The organism is Azohydromonas australica DSM 1124, assembly GCF_000430725.1.
Taxonomy (GTDB): domain Bacteria; phylum Pseudomonadota; class Gammaproteobacteria; order Burkholderiales; family Burkholderiaceae_C; genus Azohydromonas; species Azohydromonas australica.
Window position 1 is genome coordinate 1 of record NZ_AUMO01000103.1, and the last position, 23,147, is coordinate 23,147.

At 70.5% G+C, this 23,147-nt stretch carries 21 protein-coding genes and 1 pseudogene; 10 read left to right on the forward strand and 12 right to left on the reverse strand.

Annotated elements, in window-relative coordinates; genetic code table 11:
* From H537_RS0116250 to H537_RS0116270, 6 genes and pseudogenes are all read right to left on the reverse strand, one after another.
* Positions 1-260 (reverse strand): annotated as a pseudogene (locus H537_RS0116250) (IS701 family transposase); the annotation flags it as partial.
* A 220-nt stretch (positions 261-480) separates the two neighbouring features.
* Positions 481-858 (reverse strand): hypothetical protein, encoded by a 378-nt coding sequence (locus H537_RS52970; RefSeq protein WP_156901764.1) that lies wholly within the window; start codon positions 856-858, stop codon positions 481-483.
* A 133-nt stretch (positions 859-991) separates the two neighbouring features.
* Entirely contained in the window at positions 992-1,750 is a 759-nt protein-coding gene (locus H537_RS0116255; protein ID WP_028998732.1) for an SIR2 family NAD-dependent protein deacylase, read from the reverse strand.
* Between the two features lie 16 nt (positions 1,751-1,766).
* Positions 1,767-2,504, reverse strand: a complete 738-nt coding sequence (gene rlmB / locus H537_RS0116260; protein ID WP_028998733.1) for a 23S rRNA (guanosine(2251)-2'-O)-methyltransferase RlmB — start codon at positions 2,502-2,504, stop codon at positions 1,767-1,769.
* Between the two features lie 100 nt (positions 2,505-2,604).
* A complete protein-coding gene (locus H537_RS0116265; RefSeq protein ID WP_028998734.1) occupies positions 2,605-4,062 on the reverse strand; it encodes a hypothetical protein in 1,458 nt (485 codons plus the stop codon).
* Between the two features lie 537 nt (positions 4,063-4,599).
* Positions 4,600-5,328: an acetyltransferase domain-containing protein gene (locus H537_RS0116270; protein WP_043458996.1), complete on the reverse strand. Its 729-nt coding sequence runs from the start codon at positions 5,326-5,328 to the stop codon at positions 4,600-4,602.
* A gap of 62 nt (positions 5,329-5,390) precedes the next feature.
* Here H537_RS0116270 and H537_RS0116275 point away from each other — a divergent pair, with 62 nt between their 5' ends.
* The 3 genes from H537_RS0116275 (at position 5,391) to H537_RS0116285 (ending at position 9,224) form a co-directional block, all read left to right on the forward strand.
* Positions 5,391-6,518, forward strand: coding sequence for a S1C family serine protease (locus H537_RS0116275; protein ID WP_028998736.1), 1,128 nt, complete (start codon positions 5,391-5,393; stop codon positions 6,516-6,518).
* Between the two features lie 73 nt (positions 6,519-6,591).
* Positions 6,592-7,176 (forward strand): NAD(P)H-dependent oxidoreductase, encoded by a 585-nt coding sequence (locus tag H537_RS0116280; RefSeq protein WP_028998737.1) that lies wholly within the window; start codon positions 6,592-6,594, stop codon positions 7,174-7,176.
* A 47-nt stretch (positions 7,177-7,223) separates the two neighbouring features.
* Positions 7,224-9,224: a peptidase U32 family protein gene (locus tag H537_RS0116285; RefSeq protein WP_028998738.1), complete on the forward strand. Its 2,001-nt coding sequence runs from the start codon at positions 7,224-7,226 to the stop codon at positions 9,222-9,224.
* Between the two features lie 116 nt (positions 9,225-9,340).
* On the opposite strand, the gene H537_RS56790 is transcribed toward H537_RS0116285, so the two are convergent.
* Complete coding sequence (locus H537_RS56790) at positions 9,341-9,670, reverse strand: PEP-CTERM sorting domain-containing protein (RefSeq protein WP_375136328.1); 330 nt, start codon at positions 9,668-9,670, stop codon at positions 9,341-9,343.
* Positions 9,671-9,857: 187 nt separating this feature from the next.
* On the opposite strand from H537_RS56790, the gene H537_RS0116295 reads away from it, so the two are divergent.
* Positions 9,858-10,229, forward strand: a complete 372-nt coding sequence (locus tag H537_RS0116295; RefSeq protein ID WP_028998739.1) for a hypothetical protein — start codon at positions 9,858-9,860, stop codon at positions 10,227-10,229.
* A gap of 93 nt (positions 10,230-10,322) precedes the next feature.
* Positions 10,323-11,006, forward strand: coding sequence for a hypothetical protein (locus tag H537_RS49375; RefSeq protein WP_028998740.1), 684 nt, complete (start codon positions 10,323-10,325; stop codon positions 11,004-11,006).
* Positions 11,007-11,039: 33 nt separating this feature from the next.
* Here H537_RS49375 and H537_RS0116305 read toward each other — a convergent pair whose 3' ends face one another.
* The 4 genes from H537_RS0116305 to purL all read right to left on the reverse strand — a co-directional run bounded on the left by H537_RS0116305 (position 11,040) and on the right by purL (position 16,726).
* On the reverse strand, positions 11,040-11,858 hold the full coding sequence (locus tag H537_RS0116305) for a universal stress protein (RefSeq protein ID WP_028998741.1): 819 nt from the start codon (positions 11,856-11,858) through the stop codon (positions 11,040-11,042).
* A gap of 155 nt (positions 11,859-12,013) precedes the next feature.
* Positions 12,014-12,220: a SlyX family protein gene (locus H537_RS0116310; protein WP_028998742.1), complete on the reverse strand. Its 207-nt coding sequence runs from the start codon at positions 12,218-12,220 to the stop codon at positions 12,014-12,016.
* 5 nt (positions 12,221-12,225) lie between these two features.
* A complete protein-coding gene (locus H537_RS0116315) occupies positions 12,226-12,630 on the reverse strand; it encodes a cupin domain-containing protein (RefSeq protein WP_028998743.1) in 405 nt (134 codons plus the stop codon).
* Between the two features lie 112 nt (positions 12,631-12,742).
* Positions 12,743-16,726, reverse strand: a complete 3,984-nt coding sequence (purL, locus tag H537_RS0116320) for a phosphoribosylformylglycinamidine synthase (RefSeq protein ID WP_028998744.1) — start codon at positions 16,724-16,726, stop codon at positions 12,743-12,745.
* Positions 16,727-16,846: 120 nt separating this feature from the next.
* Here purL and map point away from each other — a divergent pair, with 120 nt between their 5' ends.
* The 5 genes from map (at position 16,847) to H537_RS0116345 (ending at position 22,694) form a co-directional block, all read left to right on the forward strand.
* Positions 16,847-17,680 (forward strand): type I methionyl aminopeptidase, encoded by an 834-nt coding sequence (map, locus tag H537_RS0116325; protein WP_028998745.1) that lies wholly within the window; start codon positions 16,847-16,849, stop codon positions 17,678-17,680.
* A gap of 40 nt (positions 17,681-17,720) precedes the next feature.
* Positions 17,721-20,372 carry a [protein-PII] uridylyltransferase gene (locus H537_RS0116330; protein WP_028998746.1) on the forward strand — a complete coding sequence of 884 codons (2,652 nt, stop codon included), beginning with the start codon at positions 17,721-17,723 and terminating at the stop codon, positions 20,370-20,372.
* A gap of 106 nt (positions 20,373-20,478) precedes the next feature.
* Positions 20,479-21,540, forward strand: coding sequence for a tRNA 2-selenouridine(34) synthase MnmH (gene mnmH, locus H537_RS0116335; RefSeq protein ID WP_028998747.1), 1,062 nt, complete (start codon positions 20,479-20,481; stop codon positions 21,538-21,540).
* A 51-nt stretch (positions 21,541-21,591) separates the two neighbouring features.
* Complete coding sequence (locus H537_RS0116340; protein WP_028998748.1) at positions 21,592-22,386, forward strand: DUF2189 domain-containing protein; 795 nt, start codon at positions 21,592-21,594, stop codon at positions 22,384-22,386.
* 89 nt (positions 22,387-22,475) lie between these two features.
* Entirely contained in the window at positions 22,476-22,694 is a 219-nt protein-coding gene (locus H537_RS0116345) for a DUF2788 domain-containing protein (RefSeq protein WP_028998749.1), read from the forward strand.
* 211 nt (positions 22,695-22,905) lie between these two features.
* On the opposite strand, the gene H537_RS0116350 is transcribed toward H537_RS0116345, so the two are convergent.
* A partial coding sequence (locus H537_RS0116350) for an SDR family oxidoreductase (protein ID WP_028998750.1) occupies positions 22,906-23,147 on the reverse strand: 242 nt, incomplete at its 5' end.

The window sequence follows — 23,147 nt, forward strand, 5'->3', positions numbered from 1 at the left end:
TGGCTCCTTACCAACTCGATGCGATGCGAATAAGACTTGTCGAGTACGGTATCGTCAAAAATCAGATAGCCATGAGCGCTGGGAATCACGTGCGGCCGAATGTTTTCCCAAATGATGCGTGATGTGATGCGCTCGCCGTTCAAATACCGATTGAGGGCGTCATGGCTGAAGTGGGCATGATGCTCGGCATAGTGCGTCAAGGTGAAGTTGACCTGACTCGATAACAGGAACTGACAGTAGTCCACGCGGGATGGATTCATGTCGCCGCCTAGTGAAAGACAAAACTATGATCTATGCTTTCAAGAAGTTCAAGTTGAAATTAATTCATGGGATTTCTATGATTTTCTATCAAACTTTTGCGTAAGTCCTAAAATAATAGCAAACAAATTACTGATGCGTTCTGCAGTGTCATGCCAGAAATTTACCGAAAATAGCAACAACAACCTGGCAAACACCACATCCATTCACAGATTTCTCATATCAACCGCGATACTGCACTGAAAACCAGGAGACGCCATGCCCAGGCCCCTGCTCCTCATAGGGCACGGCATGCACGCTCTCCAGAAACGCCTCGCCTTCCAAGGACCAGGAGGTATCCAAAGCCCGAATGCTTACGAAATTTTCGGCAAACCGGATTTCGCATTCACTGGAAATCAGAGGGGTTCCCTGGATGCGTGGTGGCAAGATCAACGTCAGGCCGAAACGCAATTGCACTTGCGTCAGGCCTTTCTCCTGCCAGCGCTTGGGAAGGGCCTTGATTTCACCGAGCAAGTCTGCCGAAAAATTCAGACCCCCACCAACTCCAAACAGCAGTTGGCAGACCGCCACCTGATTCAGCGCCGGAACGCCATTGCCCAACACGGACTCAAGCTGTTGATGCCTGGCAAAAAGCCGAGGCCAAGAGTCGGCTCGATCCTTGTTACTGGCTAACATCGTCCGAACTCATTCTGGTTACCTGTCGGGTTTGGAGGCGATCAATACCCGCCCCAGCTCAAACCCCCTTCAACACCCCCGGCAGCACCCCCGCCGCCGTCCCCCGCAGGCACACATGCGCCTGGTCGTCGATCGCGCTGGCCTGCGGATTGAGGATCGCCACGTGCGCCCCCGCCTCGCGCGCCACCTGCGCCAGCCCGGCGGCCGGCCACACGGCGCCGGAGGTGCCCACGACCAGCATCACGTCGCACTCGAAGGCCGCGCGCTCCGCCGTCTCCATCGCGCCCTCGGGCAGCATCTCCCCGAACCACACCACGCCCGGGCGCACCAGGTTGCCGCAGGACGGGCACTTCGGCGGACGGCCAGGGATGGCCCCGGCGGTGTCGGTCAGCGAGGGCTGGTGCGGGCAGTGCTCCAGCCAGCGGTCGAGCAGGATGTCCCCGTGCAGCCGCAGCACACCGCGGCTGCCGGCGCGCTGGTGCAGGTCGTCCACGTTCTGCGTCACCAGCGTCAGCCGGCCCGGGTGGCGGCGCTCGTAGCCGGCCAGCGCCTCGTGGCCCGCATTGGGCTGCGCCCGGCGCACGCCCTCGCGCCGCTCGGCGTACCAGTCCCACACCAGCCGCGGATCGGCCCGGAAACCCGCCTCGCTGGCGAGCTGCATCGGGTCGAGCTTCGACCACAGGCCGCTCTGCGCGTCGCGGAAGGTGGGAATGCCGCTCTCGGCCGACATGCCCGCCCCTGTCAGCACGCACACCTTGCGAGCCGCGCCCAGGCGCTCGCGCAGGTCGGACACGTCGCGGGCGGTGCGGGCGTCCATGGAGCGGCTTTCCGGCTCAGGCGCCGCGCTGGCGCCGCGCCTCGTACAGGCACACGGCAGCGGCCACCGACACGTTCAGGCTCTCGACGGCCCCTTGCATCGGGATGCGCACCAGCTCGTCGCAGGTCTTGCGCGTGAGCTGGCGCATGCCCGGGCCCTCGGCACCCAGCACCAGCGCCACCGGGCCCTTGAAGTCCACGTCGTAGATGGACTTCTCGGCGTCCTCCGCCGTGCCGACCACCCAGATGTTGCGTTCCTTGAGCTCGTTGAGGCTGCGCGCGAGGTTCGTGACCATCAGGTACGGCACCGTCTCGGCCGCGCCGCTGGCGACCTTGGCCACCGTGGCGTTGAGGCCCACCGCGTGGTCCTTGGGGGCGACCACCGCGTGCGCGCCGGCACCGTCGGCCACGCGCAGGCAGGCGCCCAGGTTGTGCGGATCGGTCACGCCGTCGAGCACCAGCAGCAGCGGCGGGCCCTCCACCTCGTCGAGCACGTCGTCCAGCGAGTGCTGCTGCGCCAGCGCCTGCACCCGCGCCACCACGCCCTGGTGCCGGTGCGTGCCGCACAGCTTGGACAGGCGCTCGTCGTCGCTGTCGATCAGCTTGGCGCCCGCCTCCTTGGCGCGCTCCACGAACTGGCGCATGCGCGCGTCGCGCCGCGTGGCGTCGACATGGATCTCGGTGATGGACTGGGGGGCGGTCTTCAGACGCACCGTGACGGCATGGAAGCCGAATAGCAGCTTGGCGGAACTCATTGCCGGGATTATCGCCGCCGGGTCCGCAGCGGCCCGGAGCCGCCGTCGCCCGCGCAACCAGCGTCTGGCGACCGCATGACGCGTCGGCGAGGGACGCGGATCAGCTCACAGCCGCTTCTGCCGCCTCTGCCACCACCCGCTCGTAGCCCCGCTCCGTGCGCCGGATCAGCCCCTCGGCCTCCAGCTGCGCCAGGTAGCGCCGCACCATCGGCGCCCCGCAGCGCACCGCCGCCTGCACGCCCCGGATGCTCGGCGCGATGGAGCCGTCCCGCACGCCGGCGCGAACGCGCTCCAGGCGCGCATCGGCACCGGCACCGTCCGCCGCCGGCAAGGGCGCGTCCTCGGCCCCAGAGGCCGCCGGTTCGTCCGGTGCCGGCACCGGTGCCGAAGGCGGTTCGACCGCCTCCACCCCGTCCCCGGCCACCGCCGCCGACACCGCGCAGGCCGCCTCGCGCACGGCGGCGGACACACCCACCACCCCATCGAACACATCAGCGGACACGCCCGCAGCCCCACCAGGCACGTCCGCCACACGCTCCTCAGCCACACCCCCGGGCACGCCGAGATCGCCGCCCGGCAGCGGTGCGGCAGCCGGCTTCATTGCCGGCGACGGCATCCAGCCGCCCTGTGTAAAAGCTCGCGGATTCCCGCCAGGCACCACCTGCAGCGGCACCGTCGCCCCCGCCGCCAGCGGCACCGCGGCCAGCGCGAAGGAGGCGCCGATGCGCACCGGCGCCACCGGCACGGACACGCCGGACACAGCCCTGGACACGTCCGGCACGGCAGGCGCGGACACAGGCGCCACCGCCGCGGACACGCCGGCCGGCGCTGCGCCCTCGCCCGCCGCGCGCAGCAGCGATCCGGCCGCGCCGAACAGCACCAGCCCCGCCACCGACACCAGCAGGCCGCGCGTGACGGAGTAAGCCAGGGCGCCCTGCTCGCCCAGGATCTGCGTCGTGGTCGGCCGCAGGGCGGCCTGCAGCTCGGCCAGCTCGGCCGTGCGCGCCTGCACCAGCCGCTCGGTGTCCAGCGCCGTACCCAGCGACTCGGCGGCCGACTGGTGCGAGGCCAGCACCTTCGACTGCGAGGACGCGGCGGCGGCGTTGCGCAGCTCCTCGGCGGTGGCGCGCAGCGCGGCGATGGAGGCGCGCAGCTCGATGACGCGCTGCTGGCGCGCCTCGGCGCCCACGTCCGCGGCGCGCGCGATGCCCTGCTGCACCAGCACGATGGTCAGGCACTCGAAGGCCAGCACCGAAACGGCCAGCACCGCCAGGCTCCAGCGCTGCGCGCGCAGGCGCTGGCGCGGCAGCAGCGCGGCCAGCGCGAAAGCCGCCATCTCCAGCACCACCAGCAGCAGCGCCGTGGTGCTGGCCAAGGCGCGCGCGGCCTCGTCGGCCTCCAGCGCGCGGGCGCCGAACTCGAAGTAGCGCAGCGTCACCACGCTGGCCCAGCCGCCCAGCCCCGCGCACATCGCGGCCAGCGCCAGGCAGGCCCAGCGCGGCAGCAGGCCGCCGCGCCCCGGGGTCGCCTTCTTGGAGGCGTTCAGATCGTCGTTCATGCGTAGTCTTGCTCGGTACCGCGCCGGGGCCGCAGGGCCGGCCTCGGCAAAAAAGGGCGCAAGCCTAACGCGGGCGGCTGACGGGGAGCCGGCGGTCGGTCGGGATCGCGCAAGCCGAGCCGCTTCGCACACTGATTCGTCACTCCCGCGCAGGCGGGAGTCCAGGCGGCCCCCAACTGCCGCAAGCCGATCGGTTTGAACACCGGGGCTTGGGTCGTGGTTCGCAGCGCCCAGGCTCCGTGCTGACGTGGGGCCACCTGGATTCCCGCCTGCGCGGGAATGACGAAGCAGTGGAGCGGCCACCCGTACTCCGTCCTGCAGAAATGCCTCGGCTTTCCCCGGACAGCAGTGCGCCTGCGCGGGAATGACGAAGTGAAGAGGCGGCCCCCCGTACTTCGTCCTGCAGGAAGGCCTCGACTTTCCCCGGACAGCACTGCGCCTTCGCAGGGATGACGAAGTGACGGGCGGCCCTGATCAGCTCACCGCCGAGCCGTCAAGAACGTCCCCAGCCAGCCGCACAGGCCGAGCCGAGCCTCTTCAGCCCAACTGCTTCGCCAGCAGGATCAGCCCGATGAGCACCGGCTGGTGCAGCATGTAGAAGCTCAGCGGCCAGCGCCCCAGCGTGGCCAGCGGTGCCAGCACCCGCGGCAGCGCGCCGCCCAGCACCGCGCGCCGGTGCGCCAGCAGCCACTGGCCCGCGGCCAGGCCCAGCAGCATCACGCCCAGCCAGGGCAGCACCGGCACGAAGTCCTCGGTGATCGGCTTGCGCGTGACCAGCCCGGTCCAGTTCAGCCAGCGGCTGTCGAACACCGGGTGCTGCACCCCATGCGGCAGCAGCAGCGCCACCAGCGCCAGCGGCCACAGCCCGCGGCCCAGCGGCGCCAGCACCCGCGCCAGGATCAGCATCAGCGCCATGCCGTGCAGCACGCCGAACGAGATCCAGCTGCGCGGGAACATGAACCACGAGCCGGCCGACACCAGCAGCGCGCAGCCAGCAATCTGCACCCAGCGCTTCCAGAAGCGCCGCCCGCCCTGCCCCGCCTCGTGCGCCAGCGCCTGCGACAGGCCCGCGCACAGCAGGAACAGGCTCACGATCGCCGTGCGCTGCAGGGTCCAGAACGGGTCCTGGTAGAAGTTCTGCGGCGGCGACAGCAGCCGGTAGAAGTTCAGGTCGAAGCAGAAGTGGAAGGCCGCCATCCAGAACATGGCGAGGCCGCGCAGGGCATCGAGGCGCTCGAAACGGTCAAGGCGGTGGGACGGCGGCATGGCGGGGATCGTAGCGGGCGCCTCCTTATGATCGCCGCTCTGCCGTACACGACTCGTTGCACATGACGCCGCACCGACCCGCCGCCGCGGTCCGCCGCCCCGGCTCCCTGCCCTGCCTGCTGCTGGCCGCCGCCCTGCTGGGCGCCGCGCTGCCAGCCCCCGCTGCGGCCCAGAACCGATCCCCCGCGCAGCCGCGCGCCGTGACGCCGCGCGGCCCGCTGGATGCCGACGAGCGCAACCACATCGACGTGTTCAAGCGCGTGTCGCCCTCGGTGGTGAACATCACCAGCCTGGCGCTGCAGCGCGACCTGTTCTCGCCCAACGTCTCGCAGGTGCCCAACGGCACGGGCACGGGCTTCGTATGGGACGAGGCCGGGCACATCGTCACCAACTTCCACGTCATCCAGGAGGCCAGCGCCGCGCGCGTGACGCTGGCCGACCAGTCCAGCTACCGCGCCGAGCTGGTGGGCGCCTTCCCCGACCGCGACCTGGCGGTGCTGCGCATCGACGCCAAGGCGAAGCTCACGCCCATTCCCATGGGCAGCAGCCGCGATCTGCAGGTCGGGCAGAAGGTCTATGCGATCGGCAACCCCTTCGGGCTGGACCAGACCATGACCACCGGCATCGTCAGCGCGCTCAACCGCGAGATCGAGTCGGTGACGCGGCGCAGCATCCGCGGCGTGATCCAGACCGACGCCGCCATCAACCCCGGCAACTCCGGCGGCCCGCTGCTCGACTCGGCCGGGCGGCTCATCGGCGTCAACACCGCCATCTACAGCCCCAGCGGCGGCTCTTCGGGCATCGGCTTCGCCATCCCGGTGGACGAGGTCAACCGCGTGGTGCCGCGGCTCATCCGCGACGGGCGCATCGTGCGGCCCACGCTGGGCATCGCCGCCGGCACCCAGCAGCTGACCACGGCCCTGAAGCTGCCCAAGGGCGTGGCGCTGCTGCGCGTGAGCCCGGGCGGCCCGGCGCAGCGCGCGGGGCTGCAGGCCTTTGCCCGAGCGCGCGACGGCGGTATCGAGTCCGGCGACGTGATCACCGCCGTCAACGGCGAGCCGGTGGCGGACTTCGACGACCTGCTCAACGAGCTGGAGCGCTTCCAGGGCGGCGACACCGTGACGCTGAGCGTGTGGCGTGCGGGCCGCACGCGCCAGGTCAGCGTGCGGCTGGCCACGGGCGAGAGCTGACCCGGGAGACGCCCGCCCGCGCGCCTTGACGACAGACAGCCCCGACCGAAGAGAACGCTGAGAGCATCACGCCATGACACGCATCCTGATCCTCCAAGGCCACCCGGACGCCAGCCAGCCGCACTTCAACCACGCCCTGGCCGACGCCTACGGCCGAGGCGCCGAGGACCATGGCCACGACGTGCGGCGCATCGACGTGGCGAAGCTGGACTTCCCGCTGCTGCGCAGCCCCGAGCAGTGGATGCACGGACCGGTGCCGCCGGGGCTGGTGGAGGCGCAGCACGCCATCGGCTGGGCGCAGCACCTGGTGATCTTCTTCCCGCTGTGGCTGGGCGGCGTGCCGGCGCTGCTCAAGGGCTTCCTGGAGCAGGTGGCGCGGCCGGGCTTCGCCTTCCACCCGGAGGGCAAGAACCCGCTGGCCAACAAGGGCCTCACCGGCCGCTCCGCGCGCGTGGTGGTGACCATGGGCATGCCGGCGCTGATCTACCGCTTCTACTTCCGCGCCCACAGCCTGAAGTCGCTGGAGCGCAACATCCTCGGCTTCGTGGGCATCGCGCCCATCCACGAGACGCTGATCGGGCGCATCGGGGAGCTTTCCGACAGGCAGCGCGCCGACTGGCTCAAGAAGCTGGAGAAGCTGGGGCAGCAGGCGGGGTGACCCCCCCGACGCGGGATTCCCTTTCCCCGCCGCTACCATGCGCGCCCATGAGCGCGCAGCACCGATCCCGTCAACTCGAACTCCTCTCCCCGACCCGCGACGCCGACATCGGCATCGAGGCCGTGAACCATGGGGCCGATGCCGTCTACATCGGCGGCCCGGGCTTCGGCGCCCGCGCCTCGGCCGGCAACCCGGTGCAGGACATCGAGCGGCTCGCCAAGCACGCCCACCGCTTCGGCGCCAAGGTGTTCATCACCCTCAACACCATCCTGCGCGACGACGAGCTCGAAGGCGCGCGGCGCATGGCCTGGGACGTCTACCACGCCGGCGCCGATGCGCTGATCGTGCAGGACATGGGCCTGCTGGAGCTGGACCTGCCGCCGCTGCAGCTGCATGCCAGCACCCAGTGCGACATCCGCAGCGTGGAGAAGGCGAAGTTCCTGGCCGAATCGGGCTTCGCGCAGATCGTGCTGGCGCGCGAGCTCACGCTGCCGCAGATCCGCGCCGTGGCCGACGCGCTGCCGCCGCAAACGGTGGTGGAGTTCTTCATCCACGGCGCGCTGTGCGTGGCCTACAGCGGCCAGTGCTACGTCAGCCATGCCTTCACCGGCCGCAGCGCCAACCGCGGCGACTGCTCGCAGGCCTGCCGCCTCCCCTACACCGTGACGGACACGCAGGGCCGCATCGTGGCGCACGACAAGCACGTGCTCTCGATGAAGGACAACAACCAGTCCGCCAACCTCGCCGCGCTGGTGGACGCGGGCGTGCGCAGCTTCAAGATCGAGGGCCGCTACAAGGACATGGGCTACGTGAAGAACATCACCGCCCACTACCGCCAGCTGCTCGACGCGGTGCTGGAGCAGCGCCCGGCGCTGTCGCGCGCTTCCAGCGGGCGCACCACGTTCTTCTTCGAGCCGGACCCGGACCGTAACTTCAACCGCGGCGCCACCGACTACTTCGTCAACGGCCGCCAGGAGGACATCGGCGCCTTCGACACGCCCAAGCACGCCGGGCTGCCGCTGGGCTACGTGACGAAGCTGGGCCAGGACCACGTCGAGGTCGTGCTCGACGAGGGCGTGGGCGCGCTCAACAACGGGGACTCCATCACCTGGTTCGACCTGCAGCAGGAGCTGCAGGGGGTGCAGGTCAACACCGTGGAGGCGCTGGACGAGGCGGGCCGGCGCTGGCGCGCCTTCCCCAAGGAGCCGGTGGCCGCGCTCAAGGACCTCAAGCGCGACACGGTGCTGCTGCGCAACCGCGACATGGCCTGGGAGCGGCAGCTGAAGAAGAAGTCGGCGGACCGGCGCATCGCAGTGGACCTGCACTTCGAGGAGACGCCGGAGGGCTTCGCGCTCTCGCTCACGGACGAGGACGGGCACTACGCCCGCGTCGAGGCCGCCCATGCGCACGAGCGCACGCAGCACGCGGAGCGCGTGGAGCCGCAGCTGCGCGAACAGCTGGCCAAGCTGGGCACGACGATTTTCGAACCGCGCGAGCTCACGCTGCGGCTGTCGCACCCGTGGTTCGTGCCGGCGGGTTTCACCAATGCGCTGCGCCGCGACGCCGTGGCGGCGCTGGAGACGGAGCGCGAGGCCTGCCGCGAGCGGCTGCTGCCGGCCGAGCCGGTGTCGCCGCCGGTGCCCTACCCCGAGGACACGCTGAGCTACCTGGCCAACGTCTACAACCGCAAGGCGCACGACTTCTACGTCAAGCACGGCGTGAAGCTGGTGGAGGCGGCCTACGAGAGCCACGAGGCGCTGGGCGAGGCGAGCCTGATGATCACCAAGCACTGCGTGCGCTTCAGCTTGAGCCTGTGCCCGAAGCAGGCCAAGGGCGTGACGGGCGTGCAGGGCACGGTGCGCGCCGAGCCGCTGACCATCACGCACGGCGACGAGGTGCTGACGCTGCGCTTCGACTGCAAGCCCTGCGAGATGCACGTGGTGGGCCGCATCAAGAAGAACGTGCTGCAGCAGGCCAAGGCGGCGAAGAAGGCCCGCCTCAAGGCGGAGCCGATGGTGTTCTACCGGACGCGGCCGGCGGCGCGCTGAATGTCAGGCTGGCGTCTCAAATTCGCCAGGCAAAAAAATAGCGCCGGTTTTAGAGGCCGGCGCCCAATTCTTGTTCTTGAGTCTGGTATCAGTACGGGCGCCCGTGGGCGCCTGAATCAACCATCATTTCTTTTTATGTCTTTTGCGCGCGAGCAGCTTGGCTGCCGACGCGTCGCAAAAACCCCTCCCAGGGCGATACCGGCCAGAGCCAGGCCCGAAGGCTCCGGCACCGGCTTGGAAGCGATGTCCAGTGCGTGCACGAGGCCGTGCTCGGCGCACAGAAATCCCGGACCGTGCCGTTCAGCACCACGGCGGACTGCGCCGTCATGCACGTGACGCTCGCGATGCCCGCCAGCAGCAGGCGATGAGTTGACGCATGGAGCCTTCCCCGTACAGCGGGGCTTGTCGTGAGCCGGGCCCGGATGCAAGGCTTGGGCCAGCCGCACACGTTCCTTGAAAGTCAAGAACTTACGACTCCCTTGACTCGGTGGAATTGCAACTGTGTAAATTTCGCCGACAGGCCGGGCATGACGGGCATCTAGGCACGCGGACGGCTGGCGCTGCCGCGGGGCGGCGGCCGGGGCATGCGGGTTGCCTCACTGGGAGGGAACCCTCTTTCACAAGGACAGCACCATGCCCACGAACCGCAACCGCCTCTTCGCGCTTACCCTGGCCGCCTTTTCAGTGACGGCCTTTGCCCAGAACACCACGACAACGCCCGACAGCACCGTGGGCGTCACGCCGTCCGAAGCCCGGGAGGCCATGAAGGAAGCCGTTCCGCGCTCGGATACCGCCACCGTGACCCGCACCGACGAGTCCGCGGCCGACAAGGCGCGCCGCGCGGCCAATGCCACGGCCGACGCGGTGACCCCCGGACGCGACCGCGACACCAGCAGCGCCACGGGCTCGACCCGCAGCACCACGGGCGCGGGCACCGGCTCGGCCGCCACCATGGATTCCGGCGCCGCCCAGACCTCGCGCCCGGCACGTGCCGACCGGAACTGAGCCGGGACGGCCCTCGTTGACGCGCCGGCACCCAGCCCGCGTGCCCACCGTGACGGATGAACCGGGAAAGCGGCAACCCTGCCCGATAGGTTGATGCAGCCACCCGGCAGGCTCCGCCGCGCCCTGGCCCCATGGCTGGCCGGGCCCGGCGCCACCCTGGGCGTGCTGGCGGGTGGCTGCGCGCTGCTGCTGGCCGGCCCGGGCGTGGCGGCGCCGGTGGCCGTCGCGGGGCTGGCGGCCGCGAGGCGTCTCATCCGTCACCGGCCGATGACGGCGCGGGAACAGGACTTCGCAGCCCAGGTTTTCGGCCTTTCCCTGCCGGCTTCAGCACGGATCGTGATCACGGACCTGGCCGGGCTGGGCGGCAGCTGCTTCGTGGTCCCGGCCATCGACGGCCAGATCCTGGTGAACCTGGGCCGCGGCGCGTACGAGGATCCGATCGCCTTCCGCTGTCCCGGCTACCCCGGCGCCGGGAAGCTGTTCATCCACGAGCTGGCCCACGCCTGGCAGTTGGCCCACGGCGAATACTTCCCACGGCTGGGCCGGCGGCTGCTGGCCGGGCCCTGGGCCGGCCATGCCTTCTACCGGCCCCCGGCGCAGCTTGCGCCGCCTTGGCCGCCGCTGAACCTGGAGCAGCAGGCGACGGTGGTCGATGAGTGGTTCTGCCCCGGCCCGCTGGGACCGCCCGGCTGGGCCGGCACGCCGGGGATGTCCGAAGCGCACCCCTACTGGCCCTACGTGCGCGACGTGGTGCGCGCGGCGCCGCGGCGGGCCTGAGCGCGACGCCCGCGCAGCCGCCGCGCAGCACGCTCAGTGCGACATCAGCACCGGCATCGTCATGGCGCCGAACACCGAGCGGCTGGCGCCGCCCAGCAGCCGCTCGCGGGTGCGGCTGCGGCCGTAGCAGCCCATGACGATCAGGTCCGAGCCCAGGTCCGCCGCACGCGACAGCAGCAGCTCGCCCACCTGCCCTTCGTCGCCGCCCTCGGCATGGAACTCCGCCTCGATGCCGTGGTGCTGCAGCAACGGCCGCAGCTCGGACGGGTCGCTGCCCCAGGACACCACGTGCACCTCGGCCCCCGGCTGCAGCAGCGCCAGCGCCGCGGACAGCGCCCGCGCGGCCTCGCGCGACGCCTTCCAGGCCACCAGCACGCGCCGGCCCACGTCGTGGTAGCGGCCTGCGAAGGGCACCAGCAGCGCCGGGCGGCCGCTGTCGATCACCACCTCCTCGGCGAAGTCCGGCGCGACACCGGCGTCGTCGGCGCTGTCGGGATCGTGCTGGCCGATGACGACCAGGTCGTGCAGCAGCGCCTGGCGCGAGAACGCCTCGGCGGCCGGGGCGATGGCCTGCAGCTCGGACCAGTTGAGCCGGGGCTGGCCCGTGGCCGCCGCCTCCTCGAACCAGGCGCGCGCCTGCGCGCGGCGCGCTTCGTCTCGCTGCACGTCCTGCATGGTCAGCCCGCCGCCGCCCATGGGCAGCGGCATGAGGCTGGTGCCGCTGGGCGCGGCGGCATACAGCGCCAGCAGTCCGGCATCCAGGCGCTGGGCCAGCCGGCACGCCAGGGTGAGGCGGTCGCGGCTCTGGGGTGCGGCATCCAAGTGCAGCAGGATCGAGGCAATGGGTTTCATGGCAGGGCTCCCGTGGTCATGCGGCAGCCCCCGGGCCGCCGCCGCGCGCAAGCCTGGGGGCAAGCTTCGCGCCGGCCCAAGCCAGGAAACCCGGATTGCGTTCAGGGGCGTGCTGAGGGCACGCCAGGGTGCCCGTCCCCTGCGCGGGTCGCGCCTCAGTAGTGGGGCGGCAACTCGTCGCGCAGGCTGCGTTGCGTGCCCACGGCGGGCAGCTGCTCTTGCAGCGCGCGCAGCTGCTGCATCAGGTGCTGGATCTGCATCTGCTGCCGCGCCACGGTGCGGTTGAGCTCTTCCAGCAGGTCGTCGGCGAAGCTGGCCTTGATCTCCAGGGCTTCGAGGCGGCGGTCGGTTTCGGCGTCCATGAATCTCAGGTTTGGGCGGGCGGCCAGGGCTGCACCTTGTCGGCTTCCGCCGGGTCGTTGCGCGCCACCACGGCGCGGGCGGGCGTGTCGGGGCTCAGGTTGACGGCTTGGTGCGGCACGCCCGGCGGCACGAACAGGAATTCGCCCGCCTCGCTCACCACCGAGTGCTCCAGCCGCTCGCCCCAGCGCGTCTCCACGCGGCCTTCCAGCACGTAGATGCCGGTCTCGTAGCCCAGGTGCACGTGCGGCTCCGAGCAGGCGCCGGGCGGGATCACCACCAAGTGCATCGCCAGCCCGGTGGCACCCACGGTCTGGCCCGACAGGCCGGTGAAGTACGGCAGGCGCTGCGTGGTCATGACCTCGCGGTCGGGACGCACGGCCTGCACGGCGGGAGAAGCGGATTCGGTCATGGCGGCAGTTCCAGCACAGGGTCGAAGCTGGATTGTGGCCGCCGCGGGTGTCCGGAAAACGGCGGGGACGGCGCCCTCGCGAGCACCGTCCGCGCCGATCTTCAGGCGGGAATCAGCCCACCCACTTGCGCGCGTTGCGGAACATGCGCATCCAGGGGCTGAAGCCCTCGACGCCCGCACCGCTCCAGCTCATCTGCGCGTTGCGGAACACGCGCTCGGGGTGCGGCATCAGCGCCGTGAAGCGGCCGTCGGCCGTGGTCACGCCCGTCAGGCCGCCAGGGCTGCCGTTGGGGTTGAAGGGGTACTGCTCGGTGGGCTGGCCGTGGTGGTCCACGAAGCGCAGCGCGCGCACCACCGCGCCGGCGTCGCCGCGCTGCGAGAAGTCGGCGAAGCCCTCGCCGTGCGACACGGCGATGGGCATGCGGCTGCCGGCCATGCCCTGCAGGAACACGGACGGGCTCTCCAGCACCTCCACCAGGCTCAGACGCGCCTCGAACTGCTCGCTCTTGTTGCGCGTGAACTTCGGCCAGGCCTGCGCACCCGGGATGATCGGCGCCAGCGCCGCCAGCATCTGGCAGCCGTTGCACACGCCCAGCGCGAAGGTGTCGCTGCGCCCGAAGAACGCGGCGAACTGCTCGGCCAGCTCGGGGTGGAACATGATGGTCCGCGCCCAGCCCTCGCCCGCGCCCAGCGTGTCGCCGTAGCTGAAGCCGCCGCAGGCGATGAAGGCCTGGTACTGGTCCAGCCGGGTGCGGCCCGCCAGCAGGTCGCTCATGTGCACGTCGTAGCTCTCGAAGCCGGCGTGCGCCACCGCGTAGCTCATCTCCACCTGCGAGTTCACGCCCTGCTCGCGCAGGATCGCCACCTTCGGAGCCGCGCCGCGGTTCAGGAACGGCGCGGCGATGTCCTCGGCCGGGTCGAAGCTCAGCTGCAGCTGCAGGCCCGGGTCGTCCTGCGCGCCGGCGGCGGCGTGCTCGGCGTCGGCGCAGGCCGGGTTGTCGCGCTGCTGGGCGATGCGCCAGCTCACCTCGTCCCAGGCCTGGTGCAGGTCACGCAGCGGGGCGGAGAACACGGTCTTGGTGTCGCGCCAGACCTCCATCACGCCGCGGTCGTTGGGCGTGCCCACCACGTGGCTGTGGCGGCTCAGGCCGAACTCGCGCAGCACGGCGATGACGGCGTCGCGCTCGCCACGACGCACCTGCAGCAGCACGCCGGGCTCCTCGTTGAACAGCGCCTTGAGCGTGAGCTCGTTGCGGCGCGCGCTCACGTGCGTAGCCCAGTTCTTGGCGTCGCCGTGGTCGGCGCGGCTGTCGCTGATGCCGTCGCCCTCGGTGACCAGCAGGTCCACGTTCAGGCTGACGCCGCGGTGGCCGGCGAAGGCCATCTCGCAGGCCGCGGCCCACAGGCCGCCGTCGCTGCGGTCGTGGTACGCGAGCAGCTTGCCCTCGGCGCGCAGGCGGTTGACGGCCTGCACCAGCGCCTTCAGGCGCTGCGGGTCGTCGAGGTCGGGTACCGCGTCGCCGAACTGGCGCAGCGTCTGCGCCAGGATCGAGCCGCCCATGCGCGCCTTGCCCTCGGACAGGTCGACCAGGATCAGCGTGCTCTCGCCGTCCTGCAGCTGCGGCGTGAGCGTGCCGCGCACGTCGTCCAGCGTGGCGAAGGCCGAGACAATCAGCGACACCGGCGCCACCACCTGCTTCGCTTCACCGCCGTCGCTCCAGCGCGTGCGCATCGAGAGGCTGTCCTTGCCCACCGGCACGCCGATGCCCAGCTGCGGGCAGATCTCCATGCCCACGGCCTTGACGGTGTCGTAGAGGGCGGCGTCCTCGCCAGGCTCGCCGCAGGCGGCCATCCAGTTGCAGCTGAGCTTCACGCGCTCCAGCTCGATGGGCGCGGCCAGCAGGTTCAGCACGGCTTCGGCCACGGCCATGCGGCCCGAGGCGGGCGCGTCCACGGCGGCCAGCGGCGTGCGCTCGCCCATGCTCATGGCCTCGCCGCGCAGGCCGGCGTAGTCGGCCAGGGTCACGGCGCAGTCGGCCACCGGCACCTGCCAGGGACCGACCATCTGGTCGCGGTGCGACAGGCCGCCCACGGTGCGGTCGCCGATGGTGATCAGGAAGCGCTTGGACGCCACCGTCGGATGGCGCAGCACGTCGAAGGCGGCCTGCTCGAGCGTCGCGGCGGAGAGGTCCAGCGGCGCGCCCTGGCGCTGCACGCGCTGCACGTTGCGCTGCATCTTGGGCGGCTTGCCCAGCAGCACGTCCATGGGCATGTCGATGGCGCGCTCGCCGCCGGGGCCGTCTTCCAGGACCAGCTCACGGTCGTCCGTGGTGACGCCCACGATGGCGAAGGGGCAGCGCTCGCGCTCGCACATCTGCTCGAACAGCGGCAGCAGGTCCGGGTTCAGCGCCAGGACGTAGCGCTCCTGGCTCTCGTTGCACCAGATCTCCTTGGGCGCCAGGCCGGACTCCTCCAGCGGCACCTTGCGCAGATCGAAGGTTGCGCCCTTGCCCGCGCCGTCCACCAGCTCCGGGAAGGCGTTGGAGATGCCGCCCGCGCCCACGTCGTGGATGGCGACGATCGGGTTGTTGTCGCCCAGCGCCCAGCAGTGGTTGATGACCTCCTGCGCCCGGCGCTCGATCTCCGGGTTGCCGCGCTGCACCGAGTCGAAGTCCAGCGCCGCGGTGTTGGTGCCAGCGGCCATGGAGCTGGCGGCACCGCCGCCCATGCCGATGCGCATGCCCGGGCCGCCCAGCTGCACCAGCAGCGTGCCGGCGCCGAAGGGCAGCTTGTGCGTCTGCCCGTCGCTGATGGTGCCCAGGCCGCCGGCGATCATGATCGGCTTGTGGTAGCCGCGGCGCACGCCGTCCACGGTCTGCTCGTAGACGCGGAAGTAGCCGCCCAGGGCGGGCCGGCCGAACTCGTTGTTGAACGCGGCGCCACCCAGCGGGCCCTCGGTCATGATCTGCAGCGCGCTGGCGATGTGCTCGGGCTTGCCCACCGGGTCCTGCTCCCAGGGCTCGTTCGTGCCGGGCAGGTGCAGGTTCGACACCGAGAAGCCCGTGAGGCCCGCCTTGGGGCGCGCGCCGCGGCCGGTGGCGCCCTCGTCGCGGATCTCGCCGCCGGCGCCGGTAGAGGCACCCGGGAACGGGGAGATGGCGGTCGGGTGGTTGTGCGTCTCCACCTTCATCAGCACGTGCGCCGTTTCCTGGCGCGCGCCGTAGCGCGGGGCGTTGGTGAAGCCCTCGGGCAGCCAGCGCTCCACGGGGCCGCCTTCCATCACGGCGGCGTTGTCGCTGTAGGCGACGATGCTGTGCTGGGGGTTGGCCTTCTCGGTGTTGCGGATCATCCCGAACATCGACAGCGGCTGCGGCTGGCCGTCGATGATGAATTCCGCGTTGAAGATCTTGTGGCGGCAGTGCTCGGAGTTGGCCTGCGCGAACATCATCAGCTCGACGTCGCTGGGGTTGCGCTGCAGCCCGGTGAAGGCGTTGACGAGGTAGTCGATCTCGTCCTCGGACAGCGCCAGGCCGAACTCGGTGTTGGCCTGCTCCAGCGCCGCACGGCCGCGGCCCAGCACGTCCACATGCGCCAGCGGCTCCGCCTCGCGCTCGTCAAACAGGTGCGCCGCGGCCTCGCGCTCGAAGGCCACGCTCTCGGTCATGCGGTCGTGCAGCAGCAGCGCCGCTTCCTGCAGCTCGCGCGACTCCAGCGGCTTGACGCCGCCCAGCAGCCCGCTCTTGAGCGTGAGGCGGTACTCCGTCACCCGCTCCACGCGATGGATGCCGATGCCGCAGTTGTGCGCGATGTCGGTGGCCTTGGAGGCCCAGGGCGAGACGGTGCCCAGGCGCGGCATCACCACCACCAGGGCGCCGGCAGTCTCGCCGGCGTAGGGGCTGCCGTAGTCCAGCAGCGCGCCCAGCTTGGACTGCGCTTCGGTCGACAGCGGCGCATCGGCCCAGGCCCAGTGCACGTAGCGTGCGCTCACGCCCGTGATGCGGGCGCTGACGGCTTGAAGCCGCTGCAGCAGCGCCTGGGCGCGGAAGGACGACAGGGCATTGCCGCCCTCGAAGGAAAACAGGTGTTTGCTGGTCACGCTGGGGAGCTCGCGTCAGGCGCGTCCAAAGATGGACGCCATGGGGGCTGCACCTGCGCACCAAATGGCGGCAGATGCGTGCAAACCCGTGATTTTAGAGGGGGGTGAGATAATTCCCCCATGACGATCTCCATCAAGAGCGCTGCCGACGTCGAAGGCATGCGCGTCGCCGGCCGGTTGGCGGCCGAAGTGCTGGACATGCTCACCCCGCACGTGCGGCCCGGCATCACCACCGCCGAGCTCGACAAGCTGGCGCATGACTACATCGTGAACGAGCAGCAGGCCATCCCCGCGCCGCTGAACTACCAGCCCAACGGCTACCCGCCCTACCCCAAGTCGGTCTGCACCTCGATCAACGAGCAGGTCTGCCACGGCGTGCCCGGCGAGCGGGCGCTGAAGGTGGGCGACATCGTCAACATCGACGTCACCGTCATCAAGGACGGCTGGCACGGCGACACCAGCCGCATGTACATCGTCGGCGACGGCAGCATCGCCGCGCGGCGGCTGTGCACCATCACCTACGAGGCGATGTGGAAGGGCATCGAGAAGGTGCGTCCGGGCGCGCGGCTGGGCGACATCGGCCACGCCATCCAGATGTTCGCCGAGAGCCAGGGCTTCTCGGTGGTGCGCGAGTTCTGCGGCCACGGCATCGGCCAGCGCTTCCACGAGGAGCCCCAGGTGCTGCACTACGGGCGCCCGGGCACGCTGGAGGAACTGGTGCCGGGGATGGTGTTCACCATCGAGCCCATGATCAACGCCGGCCGGCGCGAGATCAAAGAGGACCGCAAGGGCGGCAAGTACGACGGCTGGACCATCGTCACCAAGGACCGCTCGCTGTCCGCGCAGTGGGAGCACACCATCCTGGTGACCGACACCGGTTACGAGATCCTGACGCTGTCCGCCGGCACCCCGCCCCCGCCGGCCTTCGTCAAGCAGCCCGCGGCTGCCGCCTGACCGGCACCGCCGCGTTCCGTCGCTCTTTTCTGCCGATCCCATGTCCGCGACCTTGAGCCCGGCCCCGGGCGATCTGGCGACGCTGCGCCAGCAATTCCGCAGCGGCAAGGCCGCGCTGATCCAGGCCTTCCGCGACACGCACCCCAGCGTGCCGGCCACGACGCGGCTGCTGCACGGGCTCGCGCGCCACGTGGACGCGTCGCTGCAGGCGCTGTGGCAGCACTGCGGCCTGCCCGAGGACGCCGCGCTGGTGGCCGTGGGCGGCTACGGCCGCGGCGAGCTCTTCCCCTACTCCGACGTGGACGTGCTGCTGCTGCTGCCCAACGGCTGCACGGTGTGCGAGGAGCCCTCCGCCACGGCGGACTGCAGCCCGATGCAGGCGCTGCGCTCCGCCATCGAGAGCTTCATCACCGCCTGCTGGGACATCGGGCTGGAGATCGGCTCCTCGGTGCGCACCCTCGACGAGTGCGTGGACGAAGCCCGGCGCGACGTGACGGTGCAGACCTCGCTGCTGGAAGCGCGGCTGGTGTGCGGGCCGAAGAAACTCTTCGACCAGTTCCGCAAGGCCAGCGAGGCCGCGGTGGACCCCAAGGCCTTCCTGCGCGCCAAGACGCTGGAAATGCGCCAGCGCCACGTCAAGTACGAGGACACGCCCTACGCGCTGGAGCCCAACTGCAAGGAAAGTCCCGGCGGCCTGCGCGACCTGCAGGTGCTGCGCTGGGTGGCGCTGGGTGCCGGGCTGGGCAAGAACTGGCGCGCCATGGCCGCCAACGGCCTGGTCACGCCCTTCGAGGCGCTGCAGCTGCAGCGCAACGAAGGCACGCTGAAGCTCATCCGCGCCCGGCTGCACGTGGTGGCGGGCCGGCGCGAGGACCGGCTGGTGTTCGACCTGCAGACCGCCGTGGCCGAGAGCTTCGGGCACCGCGGCACGCGCACGCAGCGCGCCTCCGAGTCGCTGATGCGCCGCTACTACTGGGCCGCCAAGGCCGTGGTGCAGCTCAACCAGATCGTGCTGCTCAACATGGAGGAGCAGATCCAGGGCTCGCGCGACGCGCCAATGCGCCCCATCGACGACCGCTTCCTGGAGCGCGCGGGCATGCTGGAAGTGGCCAGCGACGAGCTCTACGAGCGCGACCCGCGCGCCATCCTGCAGACCTTCGCAGTGTTCCAGCGCGAGGTCGGCATCAAGGGCCTGTCGGCGCGCACCTGGCGCGCGCTCTACAACGCGCGCGGCCTGATGGACGGCCACTTCCGGCGCGACCCCGCCAACCGCGCCACCTTCCTGCAGATCCTGCAGGCGCCCGAAGGGCAGACCCGCACCCTGCGGCTCATGAACCAGAGCTCGGTGCTTGGGCGCTACTTGTGGGTGTTCCGCAAGATCGTGGGCCAGATGCAGCACGACCTGTTCCACGTCTACACCGTGGACCAGCACATCCTGATGGTGCTGCGCAACGTCCGGCGCTTCTTCATGCCGGAGCACGCGCACGAGTACCCCTTCTGCTCGCAGCTGGCGCTGCAGTTCGAGCGGCCCTGGGTGCTCTACATCGCCGCGCTGTTCCACGACGTGGCCAAGGGCCGCGGCGGCGACCACTCCACGCTGGGCGCGGCGGAGGTGCGGCGCTTCTGCCGCGACCACGGCGTGTCCAAGGAAGACGCGCAGCTGTGCGAATTCCTGGTCGCCGAGCACCTGACCATGAGCCGCACGGCGCAGAAGGAAGATCTCTCCGACCCCGAGGTCATCCACGCCTTCACGAGCAAGGTGGCCGACGAGCGCACGCTCACCGCGCTGTACCTGCTGACGGTGGCCGACATCCGCGGCACCGGGCCCAAGGTCTGGAATGCCTGGAAGGGCAAACTGCTGGAAGACCTGTACCGCCTGGCACTGCGCGCCCTGGGCGGCGCCAAGCCCTGCCAGGAGGCCGAGATCGAGTCCCGCAAGGCCGAGGCGCGCTCGCTGCTGGCGCTGGCCTCGCAGCTGCCCGGCACCGAGGGGCCGCTGTGGAAGACGCTGGAAGTCAGCTACTTCGCGCGCCACGACCCCGCCGAGATCGCCTGGCACGCGCGCGCGCTGTGGCGCTACGTGGACAGCCCCACGCCCGTGGTACGCGCACGGCCCTCCCCGATTGGCGAAGGCCTGCAGGTGCTGGTGTACGCGCCGGACAAGCCGGACCTCTTCGCCCGGCTGTGCGGCTACTTCGACGGCGCGGGCTTCAACATCCAGGACGCCAAGGTGCACACCACGCGCAGCGGCTACGCGCTGGACACCTTCCAGGTCGTGCACCCGCGCCTGGACGAGCCCGGCTCGGCCAGCTACCGCGACCTCACCGCCCTGGTGGAAAACCAGCTCTCGGCGGCGCTGCACGCCAGCGGTCCGCTGCCCGACCCCAGCCGCGGGCGGGTGTCGCGCCGGGTGAAATCCTTCCCCGTGATGCCGCGCGTGTCGCTGCGCCCGGACGAGCGCGCCCAGCGCTGGCTGCTGAGCGTGAGCACCAGCGACCGCTCGGGCCTGCTCTACGCCATCGCCCGCGTGCTGGCGGCACACCACGTGAACCTGCAGCTGGCCAAGATCAGCACCCTGGGCGAGCGCGTGGAAGACACCTTCCTCGTGGACGGCCCGGAGCTGCAGCACTCACGCAAGCAGCTGCAGATCGAAAGCGAGCTGCTGGACGCCGCGGCACCGCTGCCCACTTAGCAATGCACCGTTCGGGCTGGGCCCGCCGAAGCCTCGCCGCGCCAACCCGCCGCGGACCCTTCGACAAGCTCAGGGCGAACGGGAAACGAAAGAGTCCCTTACCGCCATGTCCCTGACCATCGTGGAGGCCCGCGAGGCCGTCGACCGGCTGGGCGAGTTCGACAGCGTCATCGACGCGCGCTCGCCCGGCGAGTTCGCCGAGGATTTCCTGCCCGACGCCCTGAACTGGCCCGTGCTCGACGACGGCGAACGCCGCCTGGTGGGCACGCTCTACAAGCAGATCTCGGCACTGCAGGCGCGCAAGGTCGGCGCCGCGCTGGTGGCCAAGAACGTCGCGCAGCACATCGAGCGCCACGTGGGCGACAAGCCGCGCGAGTGGCGCCCGCTGGTGTACTGCTGGCGCGGCGGGCAGCGCTCGGGGAGCCTCGCGTGGTTCCTGTCGCAGATCGGCTTCCGCACCTTCCAGCTCGCCGGCGGCTACAAGGCCTTCCGCGCCCTCGTGCGCGAGGACCTGGAGCAGCTGCCCGCGCGCTTCGACTTCCGCGTGCTGGCCGGGCGCACGGGCAGCGGCAAGACGCGGCTGCTGCAGGCGCTGCGCGACCAGGGCGCGCAGGTGCTGGACCTTGAAGCCCTCGCCTGCCACCGCGGCTCCGTGCTGGGCGGTCTGCCCGACAAGCCGCAGCCGCCGCAGAAGCGCTTCGACACCCTGCTGTGGCAGGCGCTGCGCGCGCTGGACCCAGCGCGGCCGGTGTTCGTGGAGAGCGAGAGCCAGAAGGTGGGCAGCGTGCGCGTGCCCGATGCGCTGATCCTGCGGCTGCGCGAGCACGGCCACTGCACCGTGGTGGACATGGGCGAGGACGCGCGCGTGACGCTGCTGCTGGAGGACTACGGCTTCTTCGCCGCCGACCCCGAGCGCTTCTGCCGCCTCATCGGCGGCCTGGTGGAGCTGCGTGGGCGCGAAACGGTGCAGCGCTGGCAGCGCCAGGCGCGCGCCGGCGCCTGGGCCGAGGTCTTCGCCGAGATGATGCGCGAGCACTACGACCCGCTGTACCTGCGCTCCATGGACAAGCACTTTCTCCACCTGGCGCAGGCACCGCGCCTCGTGCTGCGTGACGGAGGCAACGACAGCCTGCAGGCGGCCGCGCGCGAGCTGCTGTCGCAGGCTTGAGGCGGCTTAAAGTGGGGTGTGCCCACTTCGGCGACAGTCGCCTCTCCACGCATGCGAACCACTGAACCCGCCATAGAACAGTCCCGCCGTTTCGGCGTGCGGCCCATCCCCGTGCTGCGCCCGCTGGGCTGGCTGGCGCGCGGCTGGCAGGACCTGGTGCATGCGCCCATTCCAGGCCTGGTGCACGGGGTGGCCATGGCCCTGTTCGGCGCCCTGCTGGCGGTGCTGGCGCAGGGGCACGTGTGGCTGCTGGCCGGGGCCTTCTCCGGCTTCCTGCTGGTGGCGCCGCTGCTGGCCACGGGCTTGTATGCCGTCAGCCGCGCGCTGCACACCAAGCGCCAGCCCGCGACGCTGGGCACCGCGCTGCGGGCGTGGAAGCCCGACGACGGGCGGCTGATCGTGTTCGGCATCCTGCTGGCCTTCGCGGGCACGGGCTGGGTGATGACTTCCACCTCCTTCATCCTGGCCTTCGCCCCTGCGGCGGTACACACGCCGCAGGACTTCCTGCGCCACGTGGTGCTGGCCGATGAAGGCAAGCTCTTCGAAGCCTGGCTGCTGCTGGGCGGCGTGCTGGCGGCGCCGGTGTTCGCCTCCTCGGTGGTGGCGATCCCGATGCTGCTGGACCGCCACGTGGGCGTGCTGGTGGCGGTGCTCACGAGCTGGCGCGTGGTGATGCAGCACCCACTGCCGCTGGCGCTGTGGGCGGCGCTGATCATGGCGCTGACGCTGCTGGGCATGGCCACGCTGCTGCTGGGCCTGATCGTGGTAGTGCCGTGGCTGGCGCATTCGAGCTGGCACGCCTACCGCGACCTGGTGGACACCTCCCAGTGGCACGAGATGCCTTGAGAACCTGATCGAGAACCGCTGCGGGCAGTTGGGGCCCGGCCGCGCGGCGAGCACGTCAGCCGCGTGGCAGCAGCCTGAGACAACAAACGATGTTCGAAATCAACGAGGAAAACATTGCCCAGCTGGGCCTGACCGTCGGCGTCACGGCCTTCATGCTCTACATGGCATTCATCATCTTTCAGCTCGCGCGCGAGTCGAAGGCCGGCAAGTTCGGCACCTTCGTGCTGTTCCTGGCGCTGGGCTTCGGCATGCTGGGCTTCGCGGCCAAGGGGCTGATCAAGTACTTCATGTCGGGCATGGTGGAGTGAAGGCCCGGGGGCCCTGCCCTGCCTGACGCGGCACCCGTCCGCACCGATCCAGAAAGGAAAAGGCCGCGCAATGCGCGGCCTTTTGGTGCTTCGGCACGTGCCCTCGCGGGCACGCGGCGCAGCAGGCCTCAGCCTTGCAGGCCGCACCCTCGCAGAGCTCGGGTCCTTCGGCCCGTCCATGCCCACGCAGGTGGGCATGGAGCCGCGGGCCTCAGCCCATGTGCAGGCCGCCGTTGCAGCTGAAGTCGGCACCGGTGGTGAAGCCCGACTCCTCGCCGGCCAGCCAGGCGACGATGGAGGCGATCTCCTCCGGCGTACCCAGGCGACGGATGGGAATGGTGGCGATGATCTTGTCCAGCACGTCCTGGCGGATGGCCTTGACCATGTCCGTGGCGATGTAGCCCGGGCTCACGGTGTTCACCGTCACGCCCTTGGCCGCCACTTCCTGCGCCA